The organism is Ligilactobacillus sp. WC1T17, from assembly GCA_900110005.1.
Lineage (GTDB): Bacteria > Bacillota > Bacilli > Lactobacillales > Lactobacillaceae > Ligilactobacillus > Ligilactobacillus ruminis_A.
This window is the reverse complement of sequence record FOCC01000003.1, coordinates 1-24809: the sequence shown is the minus strand read 5'-3', so window position 1 is coordinate 24809 and position 24809 is coordinate 1. Positions and strand designations below refer to the sequence as shown.

Sequence of the window (24809 nt, the reverse complement as noted above, 5' to 3'; positions counted from 1 at the left end):
AAACGTTTACAATCATCATGTTAGTATTATAGTAAAAAAATTTCAACAAAAAACAAACTTTTTCGTTAATGATTTTTTAGAAAGGACTGTTATTGATGACTGACTTATCTCAAGCTGCTCGCAATCTTTGGGGAAAAAAAGAAACACGTGCTGGGCAGCAATTATGGCTACCCTTAGTTGCACACCTAATAGATACTAAAAATGTAATAAACTGGCTCTTTAATCATTGGCTTTCTGAAAGCCAAAAAAATATACTCTATATCAATCATTCTGAAGAAGACACCCAAGATTTAATCAAATTTCTAGGATATATTCACGACATTGGAAAAGCAACTCCTGCATTTCAGACTAAGAAATCATACGTAAACGACGAATCACTGGATTTTGATTTAATCGAAAAGTTAATCAGGACAGGCTTGCAAGGATTAGACAGTCTTGCCCTATCTAATCCACAAATTTCACCCCATAATCGGGCGGGAGAGGCTATCCTCGAAAATTTTGGTTTAAACAAAACTGTTGCTGCTATTATCGGAGCCCATCATGGAACACCTGAAAATAGCCCGCGCTCTGCTAAAAAAAATCTCCAAGACTACGCTTCAAATTATTGGCAAACCCAGCAACCATCACCAGCTCAAGATAAGTGGCAAGGCATCCAAAAAGAGTTAATAGCACACGGACTTTCGTTTACAAAATTCGCTAATCTTGAAAGCATCCCCGAAATTAACCAATCGCAAGCTATTTTATTAACCGGCCTCATTATTATGGCCGACTGGATTGCATCCAGCGAATATTTTAACGCTGATTTCAACCGGCCTATGTTTCCAACCATAGACATTGATAAATCTTTAGACGATATCGACTTAACAGCCAGATTCCGGTCAGCAATTAAAACTTGGGAAAACGAAGAACAATGGGAACCTAAAAAAGTAAGCGACATTTCTAAATATTACCTCGATCACTGGAATTTCACCCCTAGAGATGTCCAAAATACAATTTCTCAAAGCATCAGTGAAGCCATCGACCCCGGCATAGTTATTATTGAGGCTCCAATGGGAATAGGCAAAACAGAAATTGCCCTAACAGCAGCTGAACAACTTGCATTTCGTAAAGGAGAAAATGGGCTTTTTGTAGGATTACCCACTCAAGCAACAAGCAATGCAATGTTTGACCGTGTAAAAGGATGGTTAAGCGTTGTTAGTGCAGAACAAAATAAAATGCTATCTATTAAATTAATGCATGGCAGAGCTCAGTTTAACTCTGAATTTGTCCAGTTGCCTACTGCCGAAAATATTGGTGAAGACAACTCGGCAGTTATTGTTAATTCATGGTTTTCAGGAAAAAAATCTATCTTAGAAGAATTCACTGTCGGAACCATCGATAATCTTCTCCTTATGGGATTAAAGCAACGACACCTATTTCTTAAACACTTAGGTTTCAGCAATAAAGTTGTTGTTATCGATGAAGTCCACGCCTACGATACTTACATGTCACAGTATTTGGATAAAGCTTTAGAGTGGCTGGGTGCTTATCACGTTCCAGTCATCGTTCTTTCTGCTACTTTACCTATAAAAAGACGCAATCAGCTTTTGGAAGCTTACTCACGTGGTCGATTTGATTCTAAGAAGTTTGATGCACCAAATGATTGGCAAAAAAATTCATCATATCCTCTAATGAGTATGCTAGATGGCCAAAAATTAGTGCAAGTAGCTAATTTTATTAAGCAAGAAAGCAAAGAAGTTACAGTTCACAGAATTACTGCGGATGAAACTGATGCCGTCAACTTAATTCTGCAAAAAATCGAAAACGGTGGAATTGCAGGTGTTATTGTCAATACAGTCAAACGTGCTCAAGCATTTGCCAAACTTATTCCTAAAGAAATTCCTATTATTGTTTTACACTCTGCCTTTTTAGCGCCAGATAGAGCGAATATTGAAGAAGAATTGCAAAATACAATTGGCAAGAATGGACAACGCCCAAATAAGATGATTATCATTGGTACACAAGTTCTAGAGCAGTCCCTCGACATTGACTTTGACATATTATTTACAGATATTGCTCCTATTGATTTGATTTTGCAACGTACTGGCAGAATTCATCGCCATAACACCTGTGTACGGCCGACTACTTTACAAAAAACCGAACTTTTTGTAATGGAAGCCACGCAATACGGTGAATATAAGAATGCATCTAATATTTATGAAAATTACCTGTTAATGAAAACAGATTATTTCCTAAAAGATAAAATTATTCTCCCAGATGACATTTCACCTTTAGTTCAACTTGTATATGCTACCGATAACGACCAGGCAGTTCCAAATATATCAGAAGCAAAGGAAGTTTTTGCTGATAATCAACAAAAATCTAAAACAAAGGCTCGTAAATTTCAAATTGATCATCCATATCCTGATGAAACAATTCATGGATGGCTTGAACGCCCACAGCTTGGCTTAGATAAAGATGACATTAAATCTCAAGCGGCTGTACGTGATATTAAAGAAACCATCGAAGTGATTATTCTGAAAAAAATCAATCAAGAATACTATCTTTTGGATGGCCGTAAGATTGATGATTTTCCTGAAAATGAGCGTGATAAAATTATTGCCCAACAAATTCTGCGCCTCCCAACGGCACTTACTCCAAAATGGGAATTTGACTCCATAATTGATACATTGGAAGACTTAACTGCTAAGTATTTTCCTAATTGGCAAGAAAGTAAATGGCTAAAGGGGGCTGTCGCCCTAGTCTTGGATGCAAACAATAGCACTGTCTTTAACAACTGGACTTTAGATTACTCATCTATTTTGGGATTAAGCTACCATAAACAATCTGAAGAATAATACAATAAATCCCCTGCCGCCAAACCGGTAGGGAATTTTTCATAAAATACTATATTTTGCCTAAAACGGTAGTTCAAAATAAAAGTCAAAACTTAAAAACGGATTGAATGCTCTTCCTCAGGCCCTGATTCAACCATTTACGCATTAATCCAACCATCTTTAACGGTAAGGCGAACTTGAACTGTTTCGGGTACATTATCAAGACTTCAACCAGGGAATTTTCAGCCTCATGAATGTCAGTATCAAGGGTTCGTGCCATATTTTCTCCAAGCCAAAATAAGTGTCAATATGTAGTCTGATAAGTCAATGTCTACCTCCATACTGTTTGTAGTTTGGATAGAGTCCACTATCTTGTCCAATTTTACTTGGACAATCTGCAAAGATTCCTTTCGTCCCAATAGCTTGTAGACTAACTGCTTGTCCATACAAGACAAAAATTTTCAGTAGAAGAAGTAAATTTTAGCACCGCCTATTTTTTGTCAGCAGCGACGTCTTCTTTGCCATTAAAATCGATGCTGACCCTAGTCTTGGAAGTGAAAATATATGAAAAGTCGCAGACTGTCACATCGCCTACGACAGCTCGTCCTTCGTCAATAACCTCCAACGAGGTATCAAAGCCCTCGGGAGCGACCTTCTCAACTTCGCCAAAGACTATGACACGATGTAGATCTTCTATGACTGTGGCAATAAAATCCAATATTATATAACTTTTTATTTTCTTTACCCCTATTATACACACGCCAGGCGTCAATATTTGTCGTTACAAAGTCAAATTAGCAACTTTTTGCAATTTCGCTGAATAAAGTATCATTCCAGTAAATAGTAGCTGGTTGCCCCCTTAAACTATCCTTTTTTACTAATAACTGAACACAAAAAAGGAGGCCTTCAGAATAAGCCCCCTAAATTTATCATCAATTAATTAAAATAGCTGTTTCAGCCTACAAATACCGGCCTGTTAAGCTGTCAGGACAAGCTTTGACAGCCTTGGGCGTACCTTGGATGACGACACGGCCACCATCGACACCACCGCCAGGACCCATATCGATGACATAGTCAGCATTGCGAATAATATCTAGGTCATGTTCAATTACGACAACCGTAGCGCCTTGATCAAGCAGTCTTTGGAAAACATCCAGCAATACCCTGACGTCATCGGGATGCAGGCCAATAGTTGGTTCATCGAACACAAAAACCGAATCAGCTTGGCCTTTGCCCATTTCACTGGCTAATTTCAGGCGTTGTGCTTCACCGCCGGAAAGGCCGGGCGTTTCTTCGACCAAGGTCAAATACCCTAGTCCCAAATCATGCAAAACCTGCAATTTTTTGACCACGCCACGGAAGGCATACCCTGACAAGCTTTTAAGGATTGGTCAACACTCATATTCATCAAATCAGGCAAGCTGTGTGCTTGACCGCGTTTAACTAAGGCTGCCTTGGCACTGTAGCGTGACCCTTGACCATCAGGGCAGACACCTTCAATCAAGTATTTTTCAACCCGTTTCATCTTTTTTTCGTCGGTAGCTTTTGACAGAGCATTTTTGACCGTATTAACAGCACTGTAATACGTAAAGTCCATCTCACCTTCTTGGTGGGAATTATGGTTGAAGTAGTGCATATGTTTTTTGACGGCAGGACCATGGTAGACGATTTCTTTTTCTTCGTCGGTTAAATCTTTAAAAGGAATATCCGTCCGCACACCCATTTCACGGCAGACATCTTTCATCAAAAACCACATAAGCGTTCCCCAAACGACAACGGCTCCATCATCAATGGAAAGCGATTCATCGGGGACTAAGACAGCCTCATTGACAGTCCGCACAATGCCTGTCCCGCTACAAGTTGCAAAAGCTCCATGGGAATTGAACGCTAAATCTTCTGTCCCAGTGCTATAAAAGGTCGCACCGCAAGTTGGACAAATAATTTCCTGCATAGCAACGACACTAAGTGAAGGCGGACAGTAGTGGCCCTTAGGACAGCGGTGGCTGGCAAGCCGTTAGAACATCAGTCGCAAACTATTGAGCACTTCTGACATGGTGCCAAAAGTACTGCGGATACCGGGTACACCAGGACGTTGGTGCAAAGCGAAGGCAGCCGGCACATAGCGGACATCATCCACATCAGCCCTACCAGCTTGGGTCATCCGTCTACGGGTATAAGTCGACAGTGATTCCAAATAGCGCCGTGAGCCTTCCGCATACACCACGCCTAAGGCCTGATTTACCCGACCCCCGATACACCGGCCACACCCACAATTTGATTCAAAGGAATATCAACATCGATATTCTTAAGACTATGCACGCGCACACCCCGCACTTCGATATTTTGTGGAAGCTTGTGTAACATGATTTTGCCTTCTTTCATAAGAAAATTATTGATACTTCGATTATACCACAACACAAACACACATTCGTTTTTTGTGTTGTTGCATTCGCATTAAACTAAGTGCCACCGTTCCTAAATTGCCCTGCCTTTTTGCAAGAAAAAAGCACCAAGATTTACTTTAAAATCTTGGTGCTTATTACGTAGATACGTGGTTTTTTCGCCAATAGATAGTTATTATTCCACCATAAAAAACGTCTAAAATTAACTGCCTAATATGACGGTAATTGTAGAACTTTTTAACTTACACTAAAGTAAGCACAAAATTTTCTTCATGAAATTTTTATTTGAATGATTCTTCGTAGATTGCCAGGTAATCTTCGTCTGATAATGGAAGCGAATCGGCGTGAATGTCGCCACCAATAACTTCATGAACCCGTTTTGGCTATTTCTTCAGTTCTTCTTTCGTAATTCCTGCATCAGACATACAGAGGTCTTAACAGTCGACAGAAGCGATTAAAGTAAATGTATTCAGCTCATCTACTTTCTTCTGTTGCAAGGAAATAGTGTTGTCCACTTTAATCTTGTAAAAGAAGTCCGACCTATTGCTGATAAAGTTTGGGAAGAATTAAAGAAGAATGATGATACCGCCGAAGTCAAACAGCAGATCGCTGATTTGCAGCTGGTTTTGCAGTCAATTACTTATAATCTCTAAATAATCCCCCAGATTGGAAGCTTATTTCAGCAGTTCTTCCAGTTCTTCTAAAGATTCGGCCCGTTTCTAATCAAGCGGTCAATCTTTGACTGAGTCTGCTTCATCCGGTCAGCAATGTTTGTGTTAGGATTTGACTTGATATTTTTGACAAGCATGGCCCGCAATTCATAAATACGACCCTCAATTTTTGGAGGGTCGTTTAACTTAAATAATTTTTAAAGCTGCTTACGCCTTTGTGCAACGAGTTGCTCTAAGTCCTGCAAATCTTTTTCAGTGGCAAAATCTTTAATAAATTTCTTAGCTTGTGAGCGATAGCGGTAAAGTTTTTGTTTTTCTTTGTTAGCAGCCTTCCATTTTTGGTTGGCTTTCTTTTGTGCATCTGATAAAGGCATCAGGCAAACCTCCTTACAATTAGCGTAATAACAGCTATTAATAGCCCTAACACGATTACGGCTCCGGGCTGGATTGTAACCTTTAAGCTAAAACGCTTGTCCTTGCTTACTTTTTTTATTTTGTATGTTCCAAGTAAAAATTCTTTCATTTATAAAACCCTTTTAAAACTCACTGTTTAACTTCTCTTCCTTGCTCTAGATATTTTATTTGAACAGCTTAAACAAGTCAAAAATGCTGAATGTTGTCTTGTGGTAAACTTTATTATACAAGGCTTTTTTAGGATTCTTAATCCATCCCATGCCTTTTTTGCCGTAGCCGGGGATGATGGCTGATTTAACTTCTCTTTTTAACCTCCCTGTGGTGCGAGCGCTAATTGAACGTTTAAGACTCGGTGGCCTCATGCCAAACTTCATTTTAATCACTTCTTTCTTAAAATATTTCCAAATATCAAAATACTCTTTTTGCAAAAAAATTTCTTCCCATGCGCAGATTTCACTTACACCCTCGCCTAATCTGCTTTAAGTATAGTTAGTTAAATAACGATATAACCTTGTAAATTACATAAATCACACAAATAATTGGAAGCAAAGAACAACATCCTTCAACAATATCGCCGATAAAATAGCTTATTAACCAAATGACAAGTAAAGTCCCTAAAAATCCCATATCAGCCACCTATCTTTTATATATCACTCCGTAATTTAATTTATTAATAACTTTTCTTATAAAGTAAACTTCCATGGCAATCGCCCTCTTTACTCTTAGTATAAAACATTGAGGTGCTATTCTTTATCGTCTAACTGTCCATTTACTTTTCACCATTGCAGCAGTACTCTGGCGTAACAATTGGCGTCCCGTCTGCAGCTAATAATGGTGTTAGTGCGGATATACCTGAGACATTTCTTCCTACAAGATAATTAATCCCCGTCACTTGATCCACTACAACATCAAGTGTTCCCCCCCATATGGGACATTTGGGAACTCACTGTTACAAACCGTTTTGCATTTTTTTATCATTAAAACACCTCCAAATATAGACTCAATGAGCAAACTCTGATGGCCTAAATTAACTGATGGCTTGCCATTAACATGGCTAAAAATACGATTTCCAAAATAGCAAAAATATTGCTGCTTTTGGTATCTCGTTTTAGATTATTGCTCAAAATAGATATTACACCTGCTAACACTGAAATAGTGCCTGAAATCCATTGCATATCACGTGCTAAAATGGCAATTAGGATAATGGCGAATCCAGAAATCACAAAAAGATATCCCATCACCAATAAAAATTTTGCGACAATTGTTTCAAATATTTGCATATTTTTTATCCTTTCATTTAGATAAAATATAACAATAATGAACTAACTATACCTGCTATCATTAAAATTATCCGAAGATTCACAAGCATTTTCTTTGTTTCTTCGCCAAAGCGGCCTGGCTTGTCAATCAAAAAAAGTATTCCTGTAATAACAAAAAGGACATCGCTAATCCAGCGCAAATTTTGATTAAAAATAGACAATATAATATCTAAACATCCAACAGCAATCAAAATCCAAGCTAGTATATTTATCTGGTTTAACTTATTCATTACTTTGCACAACCTTTCCAATATTTAGTATAAAACATTGAGGCGCTATTTTTTGTCGCTTAAAAGCTATTTGGTAGTCAAAATCACACTTCAATGCGCATCTTATCTTTTAATTAAAAATCACTACATTTTCAATTAAATATATGTTATCTTTAAAATGTAGTTAATAGCCAGATACTTTTCTGACGAGGAGGAAATAAATGAGCGATAGCCTCATGAATTACACCATTTAAAATGATACACATTTCCTTTTGATAAAGATTGCCTTAGAAAACGGTGAGAAAGCCTACATTCAACGTGAGAGCATGATTTATCATTCAACTGGAATCAGTTTAAACACTATGGTTAATGGTCACGGCCAAGGCCTAGGCAAGCTGATGGGAACTGTGGGGGGTGTTCCTTAACCAGTGGCGAAAGTCTGTGGATTACTGAAGCCGTCTCAGATAATGATCAAGGTGAACTGGCCTTAGCGCCTAATACACCTGGCGAGGTTTTGACCTTAGATTTAGATCCAGCTCAATACCGCATCAATGACGGACACTTTTTAGCCATGGATGGAAAAGCAGGCTATAGTATGGAAAAACATTCTGTCGGCAAAGCCCTTTTTTCGGGAACTGGTGGCTTTTTGTGATGACGACTCAGAGTGATGGAACAACCGTCTTATGCACCGCTTTTGGCTCCATCAAAAAAATTGATTTGGATAATAGTGAAATGACCATTGACAACAGCTATGTGGTAACCTGGTCCAGCACTTTGGATTATGACATCCACTTAGAAAATGGTTTTTGGCAAAGTATCGGTACTGGCGAAGGTGTGTTCAACACCTTTAAAGGTTCCGGCAGCATCTATGTCCAAAGTTTGAACCTTGAAATTTTTGTGGCCCAGCTTGGGGGCGATGCTTAAGCAAAAAGCCTTCGTTTTAGCGAAGGCTTTTTTTGTTATATAATGAAATAAAAAAGTGGAGGCTAAAATATGCTTTTTGTGACATCCGATACCCATTTTTTCGATGACCATCTTTTAGGCATTACTGATTTTGCTAAAAGACCTTTTTTGACCAGCCAAGACATGAATGAGGCTATCATTAGCAGTTGGAATAGCAAAGTATTACCAACTGATACCGTCTACCATTTAGGTGACATTGCAGTCCATTTCGTACGGTCTGAAACAAAGGCTCATGCAGACGTTTTTTCCTTATTACAGCAGTTAAACGGCAATTTAATTCTCATCAAGGGCAACCATGATAACCGTGCCCTTTTCAAATATCTAGCTAAAAATAATTATGCCGTAAATGGCAAGCCTAAGTTTACCTTTCACGATGTCGGTGCGCTAATTAAATATAACCACCGCCAATACTACCTAACCCACTACCCGTTAATGCTTGGAATTGCGCCTCAAATCATCAACTTGCACGGCCATATCCACCATTATTCCGTCCCTGTCAAAGAAAATATAAACGTTGGTTTAGATTCAGCTGATTTAGACTACCTCACACCCCAACCAGCTTTTGGTGCGCCGTTAAGTATGACTGAAATTGAACAAATCGTGCAAGCTAAAAGAGACGACTTCATGAAAAACCGCTAAAAATAAAAAGGCAGCCGCATCTGGTTCCACTTAACGCCGCCATGGTCAGATCCAAGATAGCCTTCATTTTCAAAGCCGAACTTGGCATAATAATCAACCAGCTTGTCCTTGCAAGTTAAAACGAAACCTTTTCTGCTTTTGCTTGAGCCAGAGCTTCTTTGAGACATTGTCCAGCATACCCATGTCTTCTTTGGTCAGGAGCCGTCACCACGCTGAAAATCATCTGCCAAGCCCCAGTATTAGTATGCATACCCGCATCATCATATATTTCGTCTAAAAGGTCGGACTCATCCGTCACCATCCCATTGACAAAAGATACCAGCTTGCTTTTGGAAATAAAAACGCCGCGAATCAAAGAAGGTTCACGACATTTTTTAGTATCAGTAATAAAATTCCTGATTTTCCAAAATAAAATCTTTAAAGTATGGCAGAGTAAAACTAACATAGCCCCGCTTAGGCGCACGGATAATTTGGTCATCCAAAAGTCTCCTCCGGTACATCGAGATGTAGTTTTTGGGCTTATTCATTTTTTGGGTAATTTCGCCGATACTGATAAGATTACCATCACATCCAGCCATTGTCTTTATAAATTCAATATCAACGGAAGATAATTCCTGGTAAATCTTGGTGTAAACATTGCGGTAAAGCTCAAGTTTGAAATCATCCTTAATACTTTCAAGAACTTCTGCTGAGATATGCGCCTCCCCCGTCTGCCAAACCAAAAATCCTAATAGTTGGAAGGCGTAGGCATAGCCAGCCGTCATTTTCACCATCTCAGCAAGAACATCGCCATCTATTTTGCGCCCACCTTCGGAAAATACTTTTTGGTAGCTGCTCTTTATGGTCAGTGGATTTAACGGGTCCAAATTTATCCGAGCACTGCGCAGCAAGAAGGTCAAGACATCATCATTTTGCAGTTCTGAAATATGAGCCGGCAAGCCTGTCATTATCAGGGAGATACTGTAACCTTCGCGAATCAGAATCTGATAAATCGAAATAAAGCGTCGCACCTCTTTTGTAGATTTGATTTCATCAATCGTCACCAAAAGCTTTACACCCTGATTTTGCATTCTTTCTAAAATCATTTCCAGCAAAGTTTGATACTTATGGCTGGCATCAGCATTCTGCATCCCAAACTCGACTTGAAGACCGAAGGCGGAGAACTTAACGCCACCGATGCTTTCTAAGGCTTTTTTGAGAGGATTAGAGGCCTTGACATAGATTGAGTCTGCCAAGGTTGCCAACAAATCGGTTCCCATAGCCAGGTTGATTACAATCCAGAAATCATCTTGGCCGAGTTTTTTACCGACATCCGTTAAAAAAGATGTCTTTCCCGATCCACGCAAACCGTAGATAAGTGTAGTTTGATAAGGGCTATTGGTATTTTCAAGGTCTTCCGCCAACTCTTGAACCAGCCTGTTCCTATCCAAAAAAATCGGAGGTACCTTTCCAAAACTAGGATTAAACGGATTCATTTTTATACTCCTTTATACTTGCTTTTTTCCTTTATACTCTTTTATACTTTGTTAATTATTTTATACTCCTTTATACTTTTTTGCAAAGAAAAAACAACGAAGGCCCTCCTCCGTCGTTTTGCTCTTATTTTTCGTTTTCCACATAATAAGCCGCCATATCAAGAACGGTCTGCATAGTTGGTCGTGGCTTCCAGCCCAAAAGCTCCTTGGCCTTGCTGTTATCGCGGTGGTATTTCAAACCGACCATCGTGTTTAAAACCTTCATTTGCACCTGGAATTTTGCCATGATTGTAATCAGAAAGTCTGGAATCACCATTGTGCTGACTTTTCTGTCCGGGTAGTTTTCCTTCAAAAGTCTTGCCATTTGAGGCATGGCCATCTCTTCTGCTTCTACGATGAAACGCTTTCCGTCTGCTCTTTCTGACTGCATATCCAAGATGTGCAGGTCTGCCAGTTCGCGCACATCACCGACTGGATAAATAACATTGGGACTTGAGGTTCCCTTAAGCAGCATTTCCGTAATTTGATCGGTACTGCTTTTCTTGCCGTCCATGTAAGGACCAAGAATGGCTCCCGGCAAGATTTTGAGACTGCTTGTTGATTATGTCCCAGGCCGTCTTTTCTGCGACAACTTTTGAACGCATATAATTTGTAAGCCACTTGTTGTCCATATCTGTCCAAAAACCTTCGTTGATGTCTGGCCGCGGATCTTTTTTATCCGGGTAATTTGCCGCCTCGCTGGAGGTCATGACAACCTTTTTAACCCCGGCACGGATGGCAGCACCAATAACATTTTCTGCCCCGGCCTTGGCAGTCGGGATAAGGGTTTCGTCTTCATGGTTGTTTCCGCCCAAAGGAGAAGCAACATGCAAGACATAGTCGACGCCTTCCATCGCTTGGTCCCAGCCGTCTTTTTGGGTCAAATCGGCCACAGCAAAAGAAAGTTTTCCTGTATTCACACCTTCATGTTCCAGCATATTTACTACCGCTGCTTGCTTTTTTTGCGAACGAACGGTTGTCCTAACCTCATAACCTTGTTCCAATAATTTGCACACTGTCCAGCCTGCCAAAAACCCGTCCCGCCTGTTACCAATACCTTAGTCATCTTTATCCACTCCTGTTATTTGTGCGAATCGTGTTGCATTATTTCTTGAGTTTAGTATAATCAAGGCGAAAATCAGATACAAGTAGCAATACATGCTTGAGTGTAAAATACGCAACACAGGAGGTAAGTATGTCGCAAAAAGAATCTAAAAAACTGGATAGAAGAACCCGCTACACCCGGATGGCAATCCGGGATGCCTTATATGAGTTGCTTAAAGATAAGCACCTGAAAAAAATTACGGTCAAAGAAATCTGTGCGAAAGCCGATATCAACCGCGCGACCTTCTACCGCAACTACATGGACATCTATGATTTATACGAAAAAATGGAAGCAGAACTTACAGAGAGCATCTTTGCAGACGGCAACCTTGAAGCTGACAGATACAAGCTTTTGACAATTATTTACGAAAACCAGAACTTCTACAAAGAATTCTTTTCTTCCCACTTGGAAAGCCGATACATCAAGGCTACAGTTGCCGCAATGTATGAGCAGAAAAAAGACCTGATTAAAACGCGCGGCACCTATGATGAGCACACCTTCCAAATTTCCTACCAGTACAACTACTACGGTGTCATCGGCGTCATCAAAGAATGGCTTTTGGCCGGATGTCCCGACAGCCCAAAAGATTTCGGTGATATTATTTACGGTATCGTCGAAAAGCAATACAAATAACAAAAAGCCGTTAGTCATTCAGGTAAACTGAATGGCAACGGCCTTTTTAATGCAAATCAGCAAAGATTTTCGTTTTGTGAGTTTCGAGATTGAATTTATGGATATATGCAGCAACGACATTTTCGCAATGGCCTCAAAGGTCTTTTGCTAAAAGTTTCCCCGGCCCTTCATAATGACCATGAACCGCTCTAAGCTGTCCGGCAATAATCCGCTGGACAGCCAAAGTTCCCCTAAAACTAAGTATATAGCCGGTTAAACCTGCGTATTTTTTGATAGTCCATATGCTCACCTCTTTTTTATGTACCCTGCACTGATAGTTGATAAAAGCCACTATATTAAAAACAAAAAGCACTTTTTATTTTAGAATAAAGAGTGCTTTTAAAATTAATTAAAAAATATCAGCGAACAAATCTAACTGGTTTTCATCTGAGAGGCCATCTAAAACATGGTTTTCTGTCATAAAGGCTTAGTGTAAATTAACAAAGCTTAATAAATCAGCATTTGCTTGATTTATCGCAGTTTCTAAAGAATCTTCATTCCATTTAAGTGATACTTATATCCGCTTAAATGGAATTTTTTTGCCCATTTATTGCCCATTCTTTTTTTATTATCTGCCCATTTTACAAAATTCTCGCATTTCAGATAATCGCCTTACCCATTTCAAAAATGATCATTTAAAATATTTTTGCATAAAAAATATCCCCCGTACAAACGGGGGGCTGACTAACTTTACTTCGTATCATTCATTTTTTCGTATCTAATTTTAATCATTTCTTCTAAGTCTTCTAAGTCTTCCTTAGTTGCAAAATCCTTAATAAATTTTTTGGCTTGTGAACGATAGCGATAAACTTTCATTTTCTCTTTATTTGCTTCGTTCCATTTTTCGTTAGCTCTCTTTCTTGCTTCTGATACCATTGACTTCTATCTCCTTTATCAGCTCTTCATTGCGTTTTTTTGCTCTCTTGTAACGCTTGTCGGTTTTGATATCCATAACAATTGAAACTATGACAGCAACAATTACAACAGCTAATATAATTGTCCAAGATATATTCATAATCTTGTGTTATGATGAAGGTACACCAAACCAAGGGGCTGGGCACCCTTGATTTGGTAGAACAGTTACTTTTTAAGTTTCTGCTCTAATATTTTATTTTCTAGCTCTAACCGTCTGGCTTCAGCTCTCTTGATTCGTCGTTTGACTTGTCTATCGAGCAAATAGCTGATTGTTAGGGCTATTGTTATGACCTTCGTCACAACCTGATCCCCCTTTCTTGCAAGGAAGAAGTTTTATCTTACCTCAACCTTACATATATATTGTACATCGTAAAGTGTATATAGTCAATAGTTTTTGAGAAAAAATGCACAAAAAAATAAGCCTATCCTCGAATTTAGAACGGGCTTTTCGGATATATAAAAAGCCATTGCAGTCACACGGCATAGGCAATGGCAAAAACAGACCTAATAGTTATTAACGGCCCATATACTAATTCACAGCTATATTATATGTTATAGATTGCTTTTTTGCAAATCTTTTTTATCAGCAAAAATAAGCCTACCCTCGTGTGAGAGTAGGCTTTTGTGTAAATAAAAAACATATCATATTCAAGTAAATATTTTATTTTTTACTAGTAAGATATTTTTTGACCAACATAAATAAAATTAATGTTAGTAATATTGTTGTTTTGAGCTAATTTGTATACCGACTGCCCCAACCGGTTAGCGATAGCACTGAGCGTGTCACCTGTTTTAACTGTGTAGACACGTGACGCCTGACCGCTGATAATCAATCTGTCTCCAGGGTACAGCATACTGTAGATGGTCTTTCCGTTGCGACTAGCTAACACATACATAGACATACCGTATCGATTTGCGATTGACCACCAACTATCGCCCGACTGCACAGTGTAGACGCCGCTTGCCTGCTTTGCAGTCTGCAGAATCTCCACGTCTGAACGTTTAATCCAACTCATGATGCCGGCTAGTAGTACTCGGTTACCCGATACCTGTTGCACACGATAGGCCTTGCCGTGCACCCACGACGGGATATACTGCCCACTTGCCCACTTGCTAGCACTGAAGTTGACCTTGACCGTGTAGCCGGCCTTGATGTCGGTCTTAGGCGTGTTGTCCGCCTTGATACCCTGCTTGACGGCTGACGGCTTGCTTACGGGCTTGGTTGCTACACCATTGCGATACCCATTTTGAGTTATACCCAGCAAGTCAACGTTCCCATCTAAGCCACCTGCTTTATACATGCTAGTGAATTGCCATTGAGCCACGCCGTCCATGCTTGGGAAGTAGCGATAGTCGGGGACCGTGGTTACATTGTAGTCCTTGTATGCGGCAATCCAAAGTGAATTGGGGAATTCGGCTAAAATCCGCTTGTAGTCAACGTGTGCCAGCGTATAAGGTTTATAGGAATAATAGACTGGTGTATAACCGGCCTGTTTGATTCTGTTCATGCCGTACAGGATTGCGTCTGTATTTGCGGATTGATCACAAGAAGCGCCATCTTCATAATCCAACGCTACGATTGACCGCTTAGGTGTTTGCACGTGCGGCAAGAAATAGTCCATGCACTGCTTAGCCGCTTGCTTGTCAGAGCCGACTTGATACCAAATGTACGTGTGCATACGCAGGCCTTGCGCGATACCCGTGGCAACTTGCGAATGATACGTGGCCTGCGTGTAGATACCGCCGGTGTTGATGCCACCGATTTGCGAAATGGCGAACTCGTCACTGGCTTGACCTTTAACGGCCGTATACCCTTGATACCGTGATAAATCCGTCCCCTGCGCCCTGCTTGCATAGACGTTTTGACCGCATAAAAAAAGCCCTGCGCATACGGCAAAGCCCAACATGATTTTATTTTTCATCGTCGTCACCTCGATAGTCATCGGATAACTTATAGATATACTTTTTTAGCCAAGTCGGAATCGGGATTCCCATCTGGCCTAAATTTTCCGTGATGGAAATCGCATAAAACAGGATGTAGAAAATCAAAAGCATATCGGCCATGCCGCTTGCTCCGTAGATATCGCAGAACGGATATAGCACGCTGGCAATCAACAGCAGAGTCGAGTGTTTGATAAGCCCTGATAACCCTTTAGAACTCGTAGTGTTTTTGTTGACCAATGATTTGACGAACCCCGTCATGACGTCGATTAGAACCGCTAGGAAAAACGCGAAGAACACAGGGTTATCAATCAGTGCTGACAAATGTTTAATGTATTCTATATGCAACATTTAATCACTCCTTTTTTTATCCTACCCTCCCACCACTACTTTAAAATTTAAGCTGTGGCTGTTGAGTTTGCCATGCTATCTGATGCTGCTGTACTACTTGACGCTGTATCATCAGTAGCTGTCACTGTCGTTGTTGACTCAATCCCCATAATTTTGTTAGCTTGTTCTTGCGTAAGCCAGCCGACTTCGACAAAAAGAGCTAAATCGTCTTTAGTGAAAAGATGCAAATCATTGTAATATTCGTCAAAATATTCGTATGAAAACATATACATATACCCCCTATTATTTTGCAGATAAACTTGCTAATTGCTTAGTTAAACTAGCATTAACTAGCTTTTGGCTTGCTAACTGTTTTGTTAGAGTAGCAACAGCTGTTGCTTGTGTGGCAACTGTTTTAAGCGTTGTTGCAAGCTGGGCTGTAAGTTGAGCATTGAACTTAGCTTGAGCTGAAACATAAGTGTCTGTATCACTGTCTGATTGATTAGCCTTTTGCCAATCGCTTTGAGATGTACCAACCCACTTAGCACCATCCCAAGTGATGGGCTCGTAAAGCCCTGCGCCGTTTTCGTCAACGGGTGCTAACTTAGTCGCGTTTTCAGGCAAAGTATTGCTATCATCGATTTCATCGCAATAAGTAAAATGCTTATCGTCGTCGAAATAGTAAATTAACATTAAATCATCTCCTAATAAAACCAAAGCACGAAACTTGCTGGAATGTTGACATTGCCTGTGAAGGTATCGCAATTTTGCGTATACAGGCCAAAGCGAATCGATGTGCCATTAAGATCAACGACTAGCTTCCCCCACGTGCCATTGGCTGTATAGGTGAACCATTGGTTATCGATAAAATGAGTATTCGTTAATCCTTCTATTGATGGAATTGACGCTGACGCAAAATACAGTGTTGTATTTTTAGCAAGCTTTGGGATTGTAACCTCTCGATTCCAAATCAAAATAGCATGATCACCCGAACGATAAGTATCAACTGAGCCTGCTCCGTTTGCAATTTTGGCTCCGTTCAGCACTGATACTGCTGAGCTTTGCTTTATCATGCGCGTTGGTGCCTGCCAAGCCGTGGGAATTGAGCCTCTTTGCAATTGCACATTACGAATTGAGACTGTTCCTGACCCACTATTTGCTTCAGCACGTATCAAAACTTTGAAATTGTTTGGTGTATCTGTAACATATAATACAGATGCATATTTTACATAACTTGAGCTAAGTGTCAGCTTATGATATCCGTCGATATAATTTTGCATCGGTTCTTTTTCAACACCATCGACATACAAATTTGAGCTTTTAATAATATTTGTATGAGAGCCATCGTATGTGTAGAAGTCTACTACATCACCAGCAACTGTACTCTTTGCTTCAAAACTAACAACATAGTTACCTGCTGAAAGCTTATCTAGCACTTCATAACACATATCTAAATAACTCGTGTGAGAATATGTTAACGTTTTAACGTCGTCTGTAGCGGTTTGCAAGAGATTTTCACTTCCAATTGCATTTGTCATAATTGCTGTATTGTGTGCGTCGATTTGTTCTTGCACGTCTTCGGGTGCTGGTGTCCAATCAGTCGCAATGTTACCTTTTTCAAGCTTGCAATTGCGAATGTATACTACTGTGCTGTTTAAGAAAGCTGGATACACCCCAAAAGTGCTGCCTGCCAAATTATTCGTAGTAAAAGTAACCCAAATTTTAGTCCAAACGCCTTTTTTAACAGCAACATCGCGATACACTCGCTTACTTGCTACATCTTCATGTTTTTTGTTTGCGTTACTTGATGCATTTTTGTCCACAAAGAAGTGTCCAAAATTTGTAAAAGCCAATTTACCTTCAGCACCAGTTTCGAGCTTAATCCAAGCGCTATACGTGTACTGCGTGTTAGCTTCTAATGTGCCGAAAATTATGTTACTAGTTGTTGACGACGTTTTAAGACATGTATAGCCATCTTCAGTCACTTTAGTCATGTTGCTTACATTGTAAGATGACCAATCTGTATGTTTAAGCAAGTTTCGACCGCCAACATTCAAATCACTGAAACGCGTATCAATCGCGTCTAGTCGTGTTGCTAAGCTAGTATATGTTGTTCCATCTAACGCTGTATGAGCATTAGTTACTTCTGCATTAGCGACTGTTGTGCTTTGGTTTGATGGCAGCTTGCTAATTTGCGTTTGCAACTGCTTAAAAAGCTTGTTGCCCTCGTTCCAATTGCGGTCGAGGTGAGCACGATATTGTGAACCTTGTAAGGTTTCGCCTTCGTTTTCAAACATATAATTCTCCTTTCTAGATAAACGCTTGATTATAACTGTAACTGCAATCAAGCGACAATCTGCTAAATTTATCTGTATACTGCCATGCATCAGCCCCATCAGGAGCCGTGGAGGCGCCCCAGCTTGCAATCCAGCTGTACTTTGCAACGTGGCCAAAACGCGAGCTAAACCAACTGGCGCTAGCATAGTCGCAAGTGTTCGTATAGCCCGCATCAGTTAACACTTTGTAAAATGCTGTCAGTTCACTTGTAAGTGTTGTTTTATCTGTGCTTAATGCACTATCTTCAATATCACAAGCTACGATTGCCGTCTTAGCGATATTGTTTGATTGCAAATACTGCAAGAACCATTTAGCTTCAGCTTGTGCATCAGCTACGCTTGTACATCTTAAATAGTGATATGCACCGATGAACTTAATTCCAGCATTGCCACATAGCGTTTTTTGGTTGCTGAAAATCGGATTGACATAAGCATCACCATCAGCCGAACCTTGAGTTAATTTGATGATTGCACCACGAACGCCAGCACTATAAAGGTTGCTATACCATGACTGCGCTTGGCTGCCGTTGTTGCTTGATAAATCAACAAACTTAGACCCGCTGCTCCAACTCATTGTATTGCTGTTTTCAAGTGCTGAAATGCGTTTAGCGAGTGTTTCTGTTTCACTCGCGAGAGATGTTGCTTGCTTGGCAAGAGATGATGCTTGCGATGTAACTGTTGATAAGCCTGCATTTAACACGCTAATATGACGTGTTAAAGTCAAATTGTTATTGGTTAGTGTCTTCAAACTTTTCGACAAATTAGTCTGTGTATTGAGAATACTCGTAGGTATGTTGTTAAAACTAAAAGTAGACGCTGTAGCTGGATGAATAGGATACCATGTATACCCCACGAGTTTTACGTTAGTTGCAAAGTCTTGATTAACTTGCAAGCGTCTAATTTCGCCTGCAATTGGTTTTTCATTTGTATTCAAGCTTACTTCAACGCTGGTTACAGGTTCAGTAACTAGTTGCGATTCAGCATACGTCTTCATGTTAGCAGCGGTTGTAAAACGTTCATCACTAAGATAGCCTGAATATCTGCCCCATTTTTGAATAGATTCGCTGTTTTCAACAACAAAAGGGCTAAAGTAGTAACTACCGTCATCTTTGACCTTGCCTGATACAGTAACTGAGTTAAGAAGCGTTGTGCTATCAGTAGTTAATTTAACTTCGCTGGCGTTACGTTCGTAATCAATCCTGTTGCCATAGCTTTTGTAAAACTCAGCACTAGAAAAGACTTTTATATTTTTGTTGTCAGGATAAATCACAGCATCAGGCCAAGTTGAAACAATTTGCGTTAGCATATCCATGCCGGAGTTATTTCCTAAATCGGTGATCTGCTGTTTATCAAAAGTGCCGACGACTTGATAACTAAATCCCAAAGAGTTGTTCTTTAGATAATTATCTAACACGTTTTGAATTGTGTATGTCAACGTGCCTGTTTTAGCATTAGTATTGTAAAGCTGTGATAGCTGATTATAAACGTGTGTGCAGGTAAGTTCTTTAGTTTCAACGCCATTGCTGTAATCAGTTGCACATTGTTTGACGATATATTCTTGACCGTCGAAGAAAACAGAGCCCTCGATTCCCGCTAAGTTGTACGCAATCGACCCATCATTATATAAAGTGACATGTAGCGCCCACAATGTGTTTAATCCCCAAGTGATGTAAAAGGTTGACCACAATGCGCAATTTATAATTTCTTTATATTGTTTTGCTTTATCTGATATATAAACTTGCATGTCGTCGCTCCTTTTCTGTTAACTTGGCAAGTATACAAATGGGAAATCAAAGGCAATTGATGTTACAGGTTTATAACTACTTGTAACTCTGAATTGATTCCAACCTTGAACAAGCGTTATCACACCGTAATTAGTGGCAGACGTACTAGCAACGCCGTTTATCGTTGTCTCAATACCATCGATTACAATCTTGTTGGTGCTAACATTCCCTGTTTTAACTGTATACGTATCGCCCGTGGTTAAGTTATCTAGTTCAACCAGTGAATTAACTCCTACATTCATAGTGATTTTTAGCTCGCTCTGTTGGTAGTATGGGTCGATAACTACATCACTAGGATTGTAGATTTTGAAAGTATTCAATCCGTCATAATCAGAAAACTCATATGGAATATCTTCCATGTTAGGCAAATTCATGCCCATCTGCCATAGTTCACTATCATAAGTTTTAAGGTCGCTTGACGTACCCAAGCTGTAGCCTAAGCCGCAGTAATTTGTGAATCCGATTGAAAATAATGAATATTTAGCTTCTGTTTCAGCCGGACTGATGTCAAACGTGTTTGTCCGTACATATCTCACCATCCCCCGATGCGTATCCGTGCGAATGCGATAGACACCCTTTCTGCCAAAGAAGCGTACGATATCATGTTTTGCTAGTCTAAAGCCATACCAATCTTTAAACCGCAAATAAAAGTTAGCAGTAATTGTTGTTGGTTGATATTGAGCATGAACGAACGTTTGACCATCGTACATAGTATCAGATAAATATGTGCTTGTTAGACTGGGATTTTCTTGGTCGCCTAAAAAGTAGAAATTAGGTGCAATCGTTTCAATATCAATTTCATCTTCTTCCACGCCTATATCCGGTTTAAACTTAACCCATAATTTAGGACGTTTTTTTGAAATCATTTCTTACCCCCCCTTTTTCTAAATTAAAAGCTTTGGAAACTGGCTAATTGCTGATCCAAAGCCTGTTGAGTATATAATGTTTGCTTATCAAAAGCACTATCTTTAGTAGCTTTAATTTGTTGAGCCGACAAGCCAATCATTTGACCAAACATAGTCATCATCTTGTCCATTTTAGCTTCAATTGCTGAAGTGTCGGTTGAAACTGTAGCAATATTGCTTGCATCACCGTCTTTTGCAAAGTTGCTCATAACTTGACCCATTAATTGATAAGCACGTGAGCGTTTTGATAAGTCCATTGGAATTATCATTTCAGGATAGTTGTTTTCAGCTACTTCGTATAGTCCATGCTTAGTAATCAAGCCACCGTTAGAATAGCCATGCCCTTTTCCTAAGAATGACAAACTTGAGCCATATCTATGTTTGGCGTAGTTTAAACCAGCCAAAATATCATCGTAACCGTTCCAAATGTTATTATGACCTGCGAGCTTATAAGCGTTGAATGTAGCACGTTTAGTCTGCATTAACCCCAAAGCTGGTCCCGAACCGTCACCGTCAGGGTCAGAACCTGCTTGCTTAGCAAGTGGGTTGCCGCCGGATTCCGTATTGATTTGTCTGAGCACCTTGCTTACCATGGCACTGCTTGTGGAGAGTCCCAACTTAGCCAGCGCCTTCTTGACATAGGGTTCCCATCTCTTTACACCATACCCGCCCGGATTTGTGCCACTGCCATCATAACTCTTCAGCAGCTTCTTGAAGGCCTGTGTTACCGGATTTGTCAGTGAATTTTTGGCCAGGTTCCTTGTCTGATCCATCAATGTTGTGTGAGTGAAACTGAACGCCTGAACGCTTGGCCAGTGACTGAATCCCCTGGCAATCCATTCGACCGGTTTCTTCAAGACGTCAAGCACGCTGTCGGCAATGTCCAGTGCCTTGTCCTTAATGCCTCCGATAAAGCCGGACAGTGAGAACGTACCCGTGGCATAGCCCGGAAGAGTGCCGGAATAACTGCCGGCCATCACTCTTGCTGTGTCACGTGCATTCAGCACCTGTTCGCCTTGATTGAGCGGTGCAACTTCAGCTCCGTGTCTGCCGACAATTCTGGCGGACTTGCTCCAGGGCGTGTAGACCAGCTCGGGACCGGCTTCTCCAACCAGGGCAAGGCCGGTACGTGCAACACCACCGTTGGCATAGGAACTGATTCTTGCCGCTGGTCTGTATGATCCAACATTTCCCTTGTACGCCCCACCGAATGCATGTACGACAGATGACCATGCATCAGACAGGAACTTCAGAGTGTTGTGAACAGCGGCACCCCAGGCATTATATGATTTGATGCCGTTGTTGCCTTCAGCTACAATATTCTGACTTACAGACTTGTTCTGCTTTCTGGCTTCATCTACAACTTGATTGTGCTTGGCCTTGGCGCTTCCGACAATCTTGTTCTTTGCCTCATTGGCAACGCTGACAGTAGTGTCACGCTCCGATTTGGCATTGGCGATATCCTTGTTCATCATATCCTTGGTGTAGCCTGGAATGTCCTTGTTCATTCTCCTGTACTGTTCCACTTTGCCTTTATAGGTCTGCTGCGCCTTGGCAACAGTTTCCTTGCGCGTTTTCTCAGCATGCTCAATTAGCTTTTTAGTTTCGCGGGCCGATTTATTAATCAGATTCCGTGCTTCGTTATCGCTTATTCTGTCCTTGTCCTTGCGTAGTTTATCGAGAATTTCCTTCTGCTGCCTGGAACTTGTACCCATTTCCTTAGCAATCGACTTAGACAATGACTGCAGCTTGCTCAATCGCTCCTTATTGTACTTTTCAGTAATTTTTTTCTTTTCATTGGCCGTATTCCTGGCAATTTCAGCCTGTTCCTTCTTCTCAGACCGGGCAAGCTTCTCACGTTTTGCCTTGAACTGCTCCTGTACCTTTCTTACGGCTTCCTCACCAGTGTAAGTTCTGCCCTTTATCTGGACATAACCGGATTCTCTGACCCCTTTGATAGTTTCAGCTTCATCCTTTGCCAGTTTCTCACGTTTCTTGTTATAGGTGTACGTAATCCTGTTTACGTTGCCCTGCCCGTTGGCAGTGGCCGTTTTAAGGTCTTCGTTATACTTGTTTGTTGCCTTTATAAGACTGTCATATGTCTTCTTCTGACTGGACTGTCGCTTCTTGTCGGCATCATCGATTCCCTTGATATACTCTTCATACTGTTTTTTGCTGATTTGGTGCTGCTTGTACATCTGCTCAACTGCACGTTTTTCAGCATCCGCCCTCTTTTTCGACTGCCTTTCAGCAGTACGAGCGACAGAGGCATAGAAACCTTCAAGCGTAGCCTTGGCTTTGTTCAGACTCTTGTCATCAGACTGAACCGACATCTTGATTACCGACAGGTCCGCCTTGTCCATTGACTTCCGGATATCATCAGACACGCTCTTCTGCGCTTTGGTAAGTGAGCTCTTTTCAACCTTGACCTTGCCAACCTTGACCGTGGTTCCGTCATACATAGTGACATAGCCGGTTTCAGCAATCTGTTTCTGATGCTCCTTTGCAGCTTTCTTAACTGCATTGTTGAGTCCCTTGACGATTTTCTGCGCTATGGACGTGCTGCCAAGCATATTCCCTATGGAAGAGCCTAAAGCTGCCCCCATGGGTCCGCCAGTGGCAAAACCAACACCCGCTCCGATAGCAGTGCCAACAGCATTTGCAGCAGCTTTTACTTTGGAAGATTCAGAGCCTGTCTTGATAGCTTCGGAGATATCATTTTCTACATTGAATAATGCAATGGCTGCACCGGCAATCCCAATTAATTTAGTCCCAAATCTCGAAACAAATCCAGCAAGCTTGGCGCTCCTTCCGGCAGCAGCAACACTTTTCGTTACACCTTTTTCCACCGCACCAGATGTTGCAATTCCTTCTTCGACTCCTTCAGCTATTTTCGTGCTTTGAACTGGTTTTGACATTTTTTTCTCAGCACCTGCTGCAGAACTTCCAACACCGACATAGGAATTACTTGCGAGCGTCTTCGCCTCGGCAAGAGATTGATACTCAAGAGTGAGCGCCTTTACCTCTGCCTGCTCTTCTGCAACCTTAGACCCGAATCCGCCAAAAACGGTGGCCAGTTCCTTCAGCTTGAGCGTGAAATTTATAATTTTGTCAGCAACCCATATCTTGCCTAGTATAGTAGCTACATCGAGAATTACATCACGATACTTGAGTGCAATTTCAGCAACAGTCAACAGTTTTCTAGCAACGGACCCCGCACCATCAGCCATGACCTTGACATCTTTCTGAAAATCCTTCTGCCCGAATAACTCTCCTAATTCCTTGGTTGCCTCAGTCATGTACGGAAGCAATTCAGCACCGAATTTGATTTCAAGATCTTCCCATGCCTTCTTGAACTTTTCATTGTTGGCCTGAGCAGTTTCCGAGTTCTTTTCCGACAGTGTCTGTACGTACTTGCCCTTGTCTGCTGCTTCCTGTGTCCTTTGAGTAAGTTCACCTAACCTTTGAGAATTCTCGGCAAGAATCATTCCCGCCTGTTGTCCAGTTGTTCCAAACAGACTGTTGAAAACGGCGTTCTTTTGAGTCTTGTCCATTGACTCGGTGTGCTTCTGCAACACTCCCATTATGTCCGTCATGGATTTGAGATTTCCGTTAGTGTCAACCATCTCTTCCTTTTTAATTCCAAGATTGTCAAGCACTGAGTTCTTCTTGCCGATTGCCTTAACGGCAGACACCAGTGAGTTGATAACTTGGCGCAGACCTGTACCCATTTGTTACCGCAGAGGCTCTTTATCCCCTGCCTCTGCATGTTTCCATGCAGTTCAGACTATATCTTCATCCCTTGCGGGAGCTTTGCCTTCGTGGAAATTTCCGCATGAAAAAAGCGAGCCTTCAGAGACTCGCTTGATTTTTA

At 40.9% G+C, this 24809-nt stretch carries 26 protein-coding genes and 1 pseudogene; 4 read left to right on the top strand and 23 right to left on the bottom strand.

Features of this window, described 5'->3' with window-relative positions; genetic code table 11:
• Positions 1 to 95 precede the first annotated feature (95 nt).
• Complete coding sequence (locus BMX26_RS02355; protein ID WP_075529859.1) at positions 96 to 2837, top strand: CRISPR-associated helicase/endonuclease Cas3; 2742 nt, start codon at positions 96 to 98, stop codon at positions 2835 to 2837.
• A 469-nt stretch (positions 2838 to 3306) separates the two neighbouring features.
• On the opposite strand, the gene BMX26_RS09875 is transcribed toward BMX26_RS02355, so the two are convergent.
• The 10 genes from BMX26_RS09875 to BMX26_RS02325 all read right to left on the bottom strand — a co-directional run bounded on the left by BMX26_RS09875 (position 3307) and on the right by BMX26_RS02325 (position 7852).
• Positions 3307 to 3441: a hypothetical protein gene (locus BMX26_RS09875; protein WP_412771392.1), complete on the bottom strand. Its 135-nt coding sequence runs from the start codon at positions 3439 to 3441 to the stop codon at positions 3307 to 3309.
• A 334-nt stretch (positions 3442 to 3775) separates the two neighbouring features.
• Positions 3776 to 4138, bottom strand: coding sequence for a hypothetical protein (locus tag BMX26_RS09725; protein ID WP_225355187.1), 363 nt, complete (start codon positions 4136 to 4138; stop codon positions 3776 to 3778).
• The gene (locus BMX26_RS09720; RefSeq protein WP_225355186.1) at positions 4129 to 4767 is read right to left on the bottom strand and encodes a hypothetical protein; all 639 of its coding nucleotides are present in this window, start codon (positions 4765 to 4767) and stop codon (positions 4129 to 4131) included. Before BMX26_RS09720 ends, BMX26_RS09725 begins: the two co-directional genes overlap by 10 nt.
• Before the next feature lie 63 nt (positions 4768 to 4830).
• Positions 4831 to 5040, bottom strand: a complete 210-nt coding sequence (locus BMX26_RS09715) for a hypothetical protein (protein ID WP_225355185.1) — start codon at positions 5038 to 5040, stop codon at positions 4831 to 4833.
• Positions 5041 to 5054: 14 nt separating this feature from the next.
• On the bottom strand, positions 5055 to 5180 hold the full coding sequence (locus BMX26_RS09870) for a hypothetical protein (RefSeq protein ID WP_412771391.1): 126 nt from the start codon (positions 5178 to 5180) through the stop codon (positions 5055 to 5057).
• A gap of 906 nt (positions 5181 to 6086) precedes the next feature.
• A complete protein-coding gene (locus BMX26_RS09580; protein ID WP_180366047.1) occupies positions 6087 to 6263 on the bottom strand; it encodes a hypothetical protein in 177 nt (58 codons plus the stop codon).
• 204 nt (positions 6264 to 6467) lie between these two features.
• Positions 6468 to 6677 carry a hypothetical protein gene (locus BMX26_RS02335; protein WP_075529993.1) on the bottom strand — a complete coding sequence of 70 codons (210 nt, stop codon included), beginning with the start codon at positions 6675 to 6677 and terminating at the stop codon, positions 6468 to 6470.
• 395 nt (positions 6678 to 7072) lie between these two features.
• A complete protein-coding gene (locus BMX26_RS09710; protein ID WP_225355184.1) occupies positions 7073 to 7204 on the bottom strand; it encodes a DUF6440 family protein in 132 nt (43 codons plus the stop codon).
• A 121-nt stretch (positions 7205 to 7325) separates the two neighbouring features.
• Positions 7326 to 7583, bottom strand: coding sequence for a hypothetical protein (locus BMX26_RS02330; RefSeq protein ID WP_075529857.1), 258 nt, complete (start codon positions 7581 to 7583; stop codon positions 7326 to 7328).
• Between the two features lie 17 nt (positions 7584 to 7600).
• Entirely contained in the window at positions 7601 to 7852 is a 252-nt protein-coding gene (locus tag BMX26_RS02325; RefSeq protein WP_075529856.1) for a hypothetical protein, read from the bottom strand.
• Positions 7853 to 8103: 251 nt separating this feature from the next.
• On the opposite strand from BMX26_RS02325, the pseudogene BMX26_RS02320 reads away from it, so the two are divergent.
• Together BMX26_RS02320 and BMX26_RS02315 are read left to right on the top strand one after the other, a co-directional pair.
• Positions 8104 to 8755: pseudogene (locus BMX26_RS02320) on the top strand (AIM24 family protein).
• Between the two features lie 69 nt (positions 8756 to 8824).
• Positions 8825 to 9433 carry a metallophosphoesterase gene (locus BMX26_RS02315; RefSeq protein WP_075529855.1) on the top strand — a complete coding sequence of 203 codons (609 nt, stop codon included), beginning with the start codon at positions 8825 to 8827 and terminating at the stop codon, positions 9431 to 9433.
• Between the two features lie 115 nt (positions 9434 to 9548).
• Here the strand turns inward: BMX26_RS02315 and BMX26_RS02310 are convergent, their stop codons facing one another.
• The 4 genes from BMX26_RS02310 to BMX26_RS09405 form a co-directional block, all read right to left on the bottom strand.
• On the bottom strand, positions 9549 to 9788 hold the full coding sequence (locus BMX26_RS02310; RefSeq protein ID WP_143454844.1) for a hypothetical protein: 240 nt from the start codon (positions 9786 to 9788) through the stop codon (positions 9549 to 9551).
• A 25-nt stretch (positions 9789 to 9813) separates the two neighbouring features.
• Positions 9814 to 10908 (bottom strand): ATP-binding protein, encoded by a 1095-nt coding sequence (locus BMX26_RS02305; RefSeq protein ID WP_075529853.1) that lies wholly within the window; start codon positions 10906 to 10908, stop codon positions 9814 to 9816.
• Positions 10909 to 11032: 124 nt separating this feature from the next.
• The gene (locus BMX26_RS09410) at positions 11033 to 11488 is read right to left on the bottom strand and encodes a hypothetical protein (protein ID WP_143454843.1); all 456 of its coding nucleotides are present in this window, start codon (positions 11486 to 11488) and stop codon (positions 11033 to 11035) included.
• Positions 11412 to 11978: an NAD-dependent epimerase/dehydratase family protein gene (locus BMX26_RS09405; RefSeq protein ID WP_225355183.1), complete on the bottom strand. Its 567-nt coding sequence runs from the start codon at positions 11976 to 11978 to the stop codon at positions 11412 to 11414. Before BMX26_RS09405 ends, BMX26_RS09410 begins: the two co-directional genes overlap by 77 nt.
• A 164-nt stretch (positions 11979 to 12142) precedes the next feature.
• Between BMX26_RS09405 and BMX26_RS02295 the strand changes: the two genes are divergently transcribed.
• Complete coding sequence (locus tag BMX26_RS02295) at positions 12143 to 12685, top strand: TetR/AcrR family transcriptional regulator (protein WP_075529852.1); 543 nt, start codon at positions 12143 to 12145, stop codon at positions 12683 to 12685.
• Positions 12686 to 13414: 729 nt separating this feature from the next.
• Here the strand turns inward: BMX26_RS02295 and BMX26_RS02290 are convergent.
• From BMX26_RS02290 to BMX26_RS02250, 9 genes are all read right to left on the bottom strand, one after another.
• Positions 13415 to 13600 carry a hypothetical protein gene (locus BMX26_RS02290; protein ID WP_003696545.1) on the bottom strand — a complete coding sequence of 62 codons (186 nt, stop codon included), beginning with the start codon at positions 13598 to 13600 and terminating at the stop codon, positions 13415 to 13417.
• 710 nt (positions 13601 to 14310) lie between these two features.
• On the bottom strand, positions 14311 to 15561 hold the full coding sequence (locus BMX26_RS02285) for a LysM peptidoglycan-binding domain-containing protein (protein ID WP_075529851.1): 1251 nt from the start codon (positions 15559 to 15561) through the stop codon (positions 14311 to 14313).
• Positions 15551 to 15931: a phage holin family protein gene (locus tag BMX26_RS02280; RefSeq protein WP_075529850.1), complete on the bottom strand. Its 381-nt coding sequence runs from the start codon at positions 15929 to 15931 to the stop codon at positions 15551 to 15553. The genes BMX26_RS02285 and BMX26_RS02280 overlap by 11 nt, the downstream gene beginning before the upstream one ends.
• 47 nt (positions 15932 to 15978) lie before the next feature.
• The gene (locus BMX26_RS02275) at positions 15979 to 16197 is read right to left on the bottom strand and encodes an XkdX family protein (RefSeq protein ID WP_075529849.1); all 219 of its coding nucleotides are present in this window, start codon (positions 16195 to 16197) and stop codon (positions 15979 to 15981) included.
• A gap of 16 nt (positions 16198 to 16213) precedes the next feature.
• The gene (locus tag BMX26_RS02270) at positions 16214 to 16603 is read right to left on the bottom strand and encodes a hypothetical protein (RefSeq protein ID WP_075529848.1); all 390 of its coding nucleotides are present in this window, start codon (positions 16601 to 16603) and stop codon (positions 16214 to 16216) included.
• A gap of 11 nt (positions 16604 to 16614) precedes the next feature.
• A complete protein-coding gene (locus BMX26_RS02265) occupies positions 16615 to 18207 on the bottom strand; it encodes a phage head spike fiber domain-containing protein (RefSeq protein ID WP_075529847.1) in 1593 nt (530 codons plus the stop codon).
• Positions 18208 to 18220: 13 nt separating this feature from the next.
• On the bottom strand, positions 18221 to 19990 hold the full coding sequence (locus BMX26_RS02260; RefSeq protein ID WP_075529846.1) for a phage tail protein: 1770 nt from the start codon (positions 19988 to 19990) through the stop codon (positions 18221 to 18223).
• Positions 19991 to 20008: 18 nt separating this feature from the next.
• A complete protein-coding gene (locus BMX26_RS02255) occupies positions 20009 to 20896 on the bottom strand; it encodes a phage tail domain-containing protein (protein WP_075529845.1) in 888 nt (295 codons plus the stop codon).
• A 23-nt stretch (positions 20897 to 20919) separates the two neighbouring features.
• Positions 20920 to 24666 (bottom strand): phage tail tape measure protein, encoded by a 3747-nt coding sequence (locus BMX26_RS02250; protein WP_075529844.1) that lies wholly within the window; start codon positions 24664 to 24666, stop codon positions 20920 to 20922.
• Between the last annotated feature and the right edge of the window lie 143 nt (positions 24667 to 24809).

Coding starts and splice junctions, on each gene's coding strand:
- BMX26_RS02355 (WP_075529859.1), top strand. CDS start 96: ATGACTGACTTATCTCAAGCTGCTCGCAATCTTTGGGGAAAAAAAGAA.
- BMX26_RS09720 (WP_225355186.1), bottom strand. CDS start 4,767: ATGCAGGAAATTATTTGTCCAACTTGCGGTGCGACCTTTTATAGCACT.
- BMX26_RS09870 (WP_412771391.1), bottom strand. CDS start 5,180: ATGTTACACAAGCTTCCACAAAATATCGAAGTGCGGGGTGTGCGCGTG.
- BMX26_RS09580 (WP_180366047.1), bottom strand. CDS start 6,263: ATGCCTTTATCAGATGCACAAAAGAAAGCCAACCAAAAATGGAAGGCT.
- BMX26_RS02335 (WP_075529993.1), bottom strand. CDS start 6,677: ATGAAGTTTGGCATGAGGCCACCGAGTCTTAAACGTTCAATTAGCGCT.
- BMX26_RS02330 (WP_075529857.1), bottom strand. CDS start 7,583: ATGCAAATATTTGAAACAATTGTCGCAAAATTTTTATTGGTGATGGGA.
- BMX26_RS02325 (WP_075529856.1), bottom strand. CDS start 7,852: ATGAATAAGTTAAACCAGATAAATATACTAGCTTGGATTTTGATTGCT.
- BMX26_RS02315 (WP_075529855.1), top strand. CDS start 8,825: ATGCTTTTTGTGACATCCGATACCCATTTTTTCGATGACCATCTTTTA.
- BMX26_RS02305 (WP_075529853.1), bottom strand. CDS start 10,908: ATGAATCCGTTTAATCCTAGTTTTGGAAAGGTACCTCCGATTTTTTTG.
- BMX26_RS02295 (WP_075529852.1), top strand. CDS start 12,143: ATGTCGCAAAAAGAATCTAAAAAACTGGATAGAAGAACCCGCTACACC.
- BMX26_RS02290 (WP_003696545.1), bottom strand. CDS start 13,600: ATGGTATCAGAAGCAAGAAAGAGAGCTAACGAAAAATGGAACGAAGCA.
- BMX26_RS02285 (WP_075529851.1), bottom strand. CDS start 15,561: ATGAAAAATAAAATCATGTTGGGCTTTGCCGTATGCGCAGGGCTTTTT.
- BMX26_RS02280 (WP_075529850.1), bottom strand. CDS start 15,931: ATGTTGCATATAGAATACATTAAACATTTGTCAGCACTGATTGATAAC.
- BMX26_RS02275 (WP_075529849.1), bottom strand. CDS start 16,197: ATGTTTTCATACGAATATTTTGACGAATATTACAATGATTTGCATCTT.
- BMX26_RS02270 (WP_075529848.1), bottom strand. CDS start 16,603: ATGTTAATTTACTATTTCGACGACGATAAGCATTTTACTTATTGCGAT.
- BMX26_RS02265 (WP_075529847.1), bottom strand. CDS start 18,207: ATGTTTGAAAACGAAGGCGAAACCTTACAAGGTTCACAATATCGTGCT.
- BMX26_RS02260 (WP_075529846.1), bottom strand. CDS start 19,990: ATGCAAGTTTATATATCAGATAAAGCAAAACAATATAAAGAAATTATA.
- BMX26_RS02255 (WP_075529845.1), bottom strand. CDS start 20,896: ATGATTTCAAAAAAACGTCCTAAATTATGGGTTAAGTTTAAACCGGAT.
- BMX26_RS02250 (WP_075529844.1), bottom strand. CDS start 24,666: ATGGGTACAGGTCTGCGCCAAGTTATCAACTCACTGGTGTCTGCCGTT.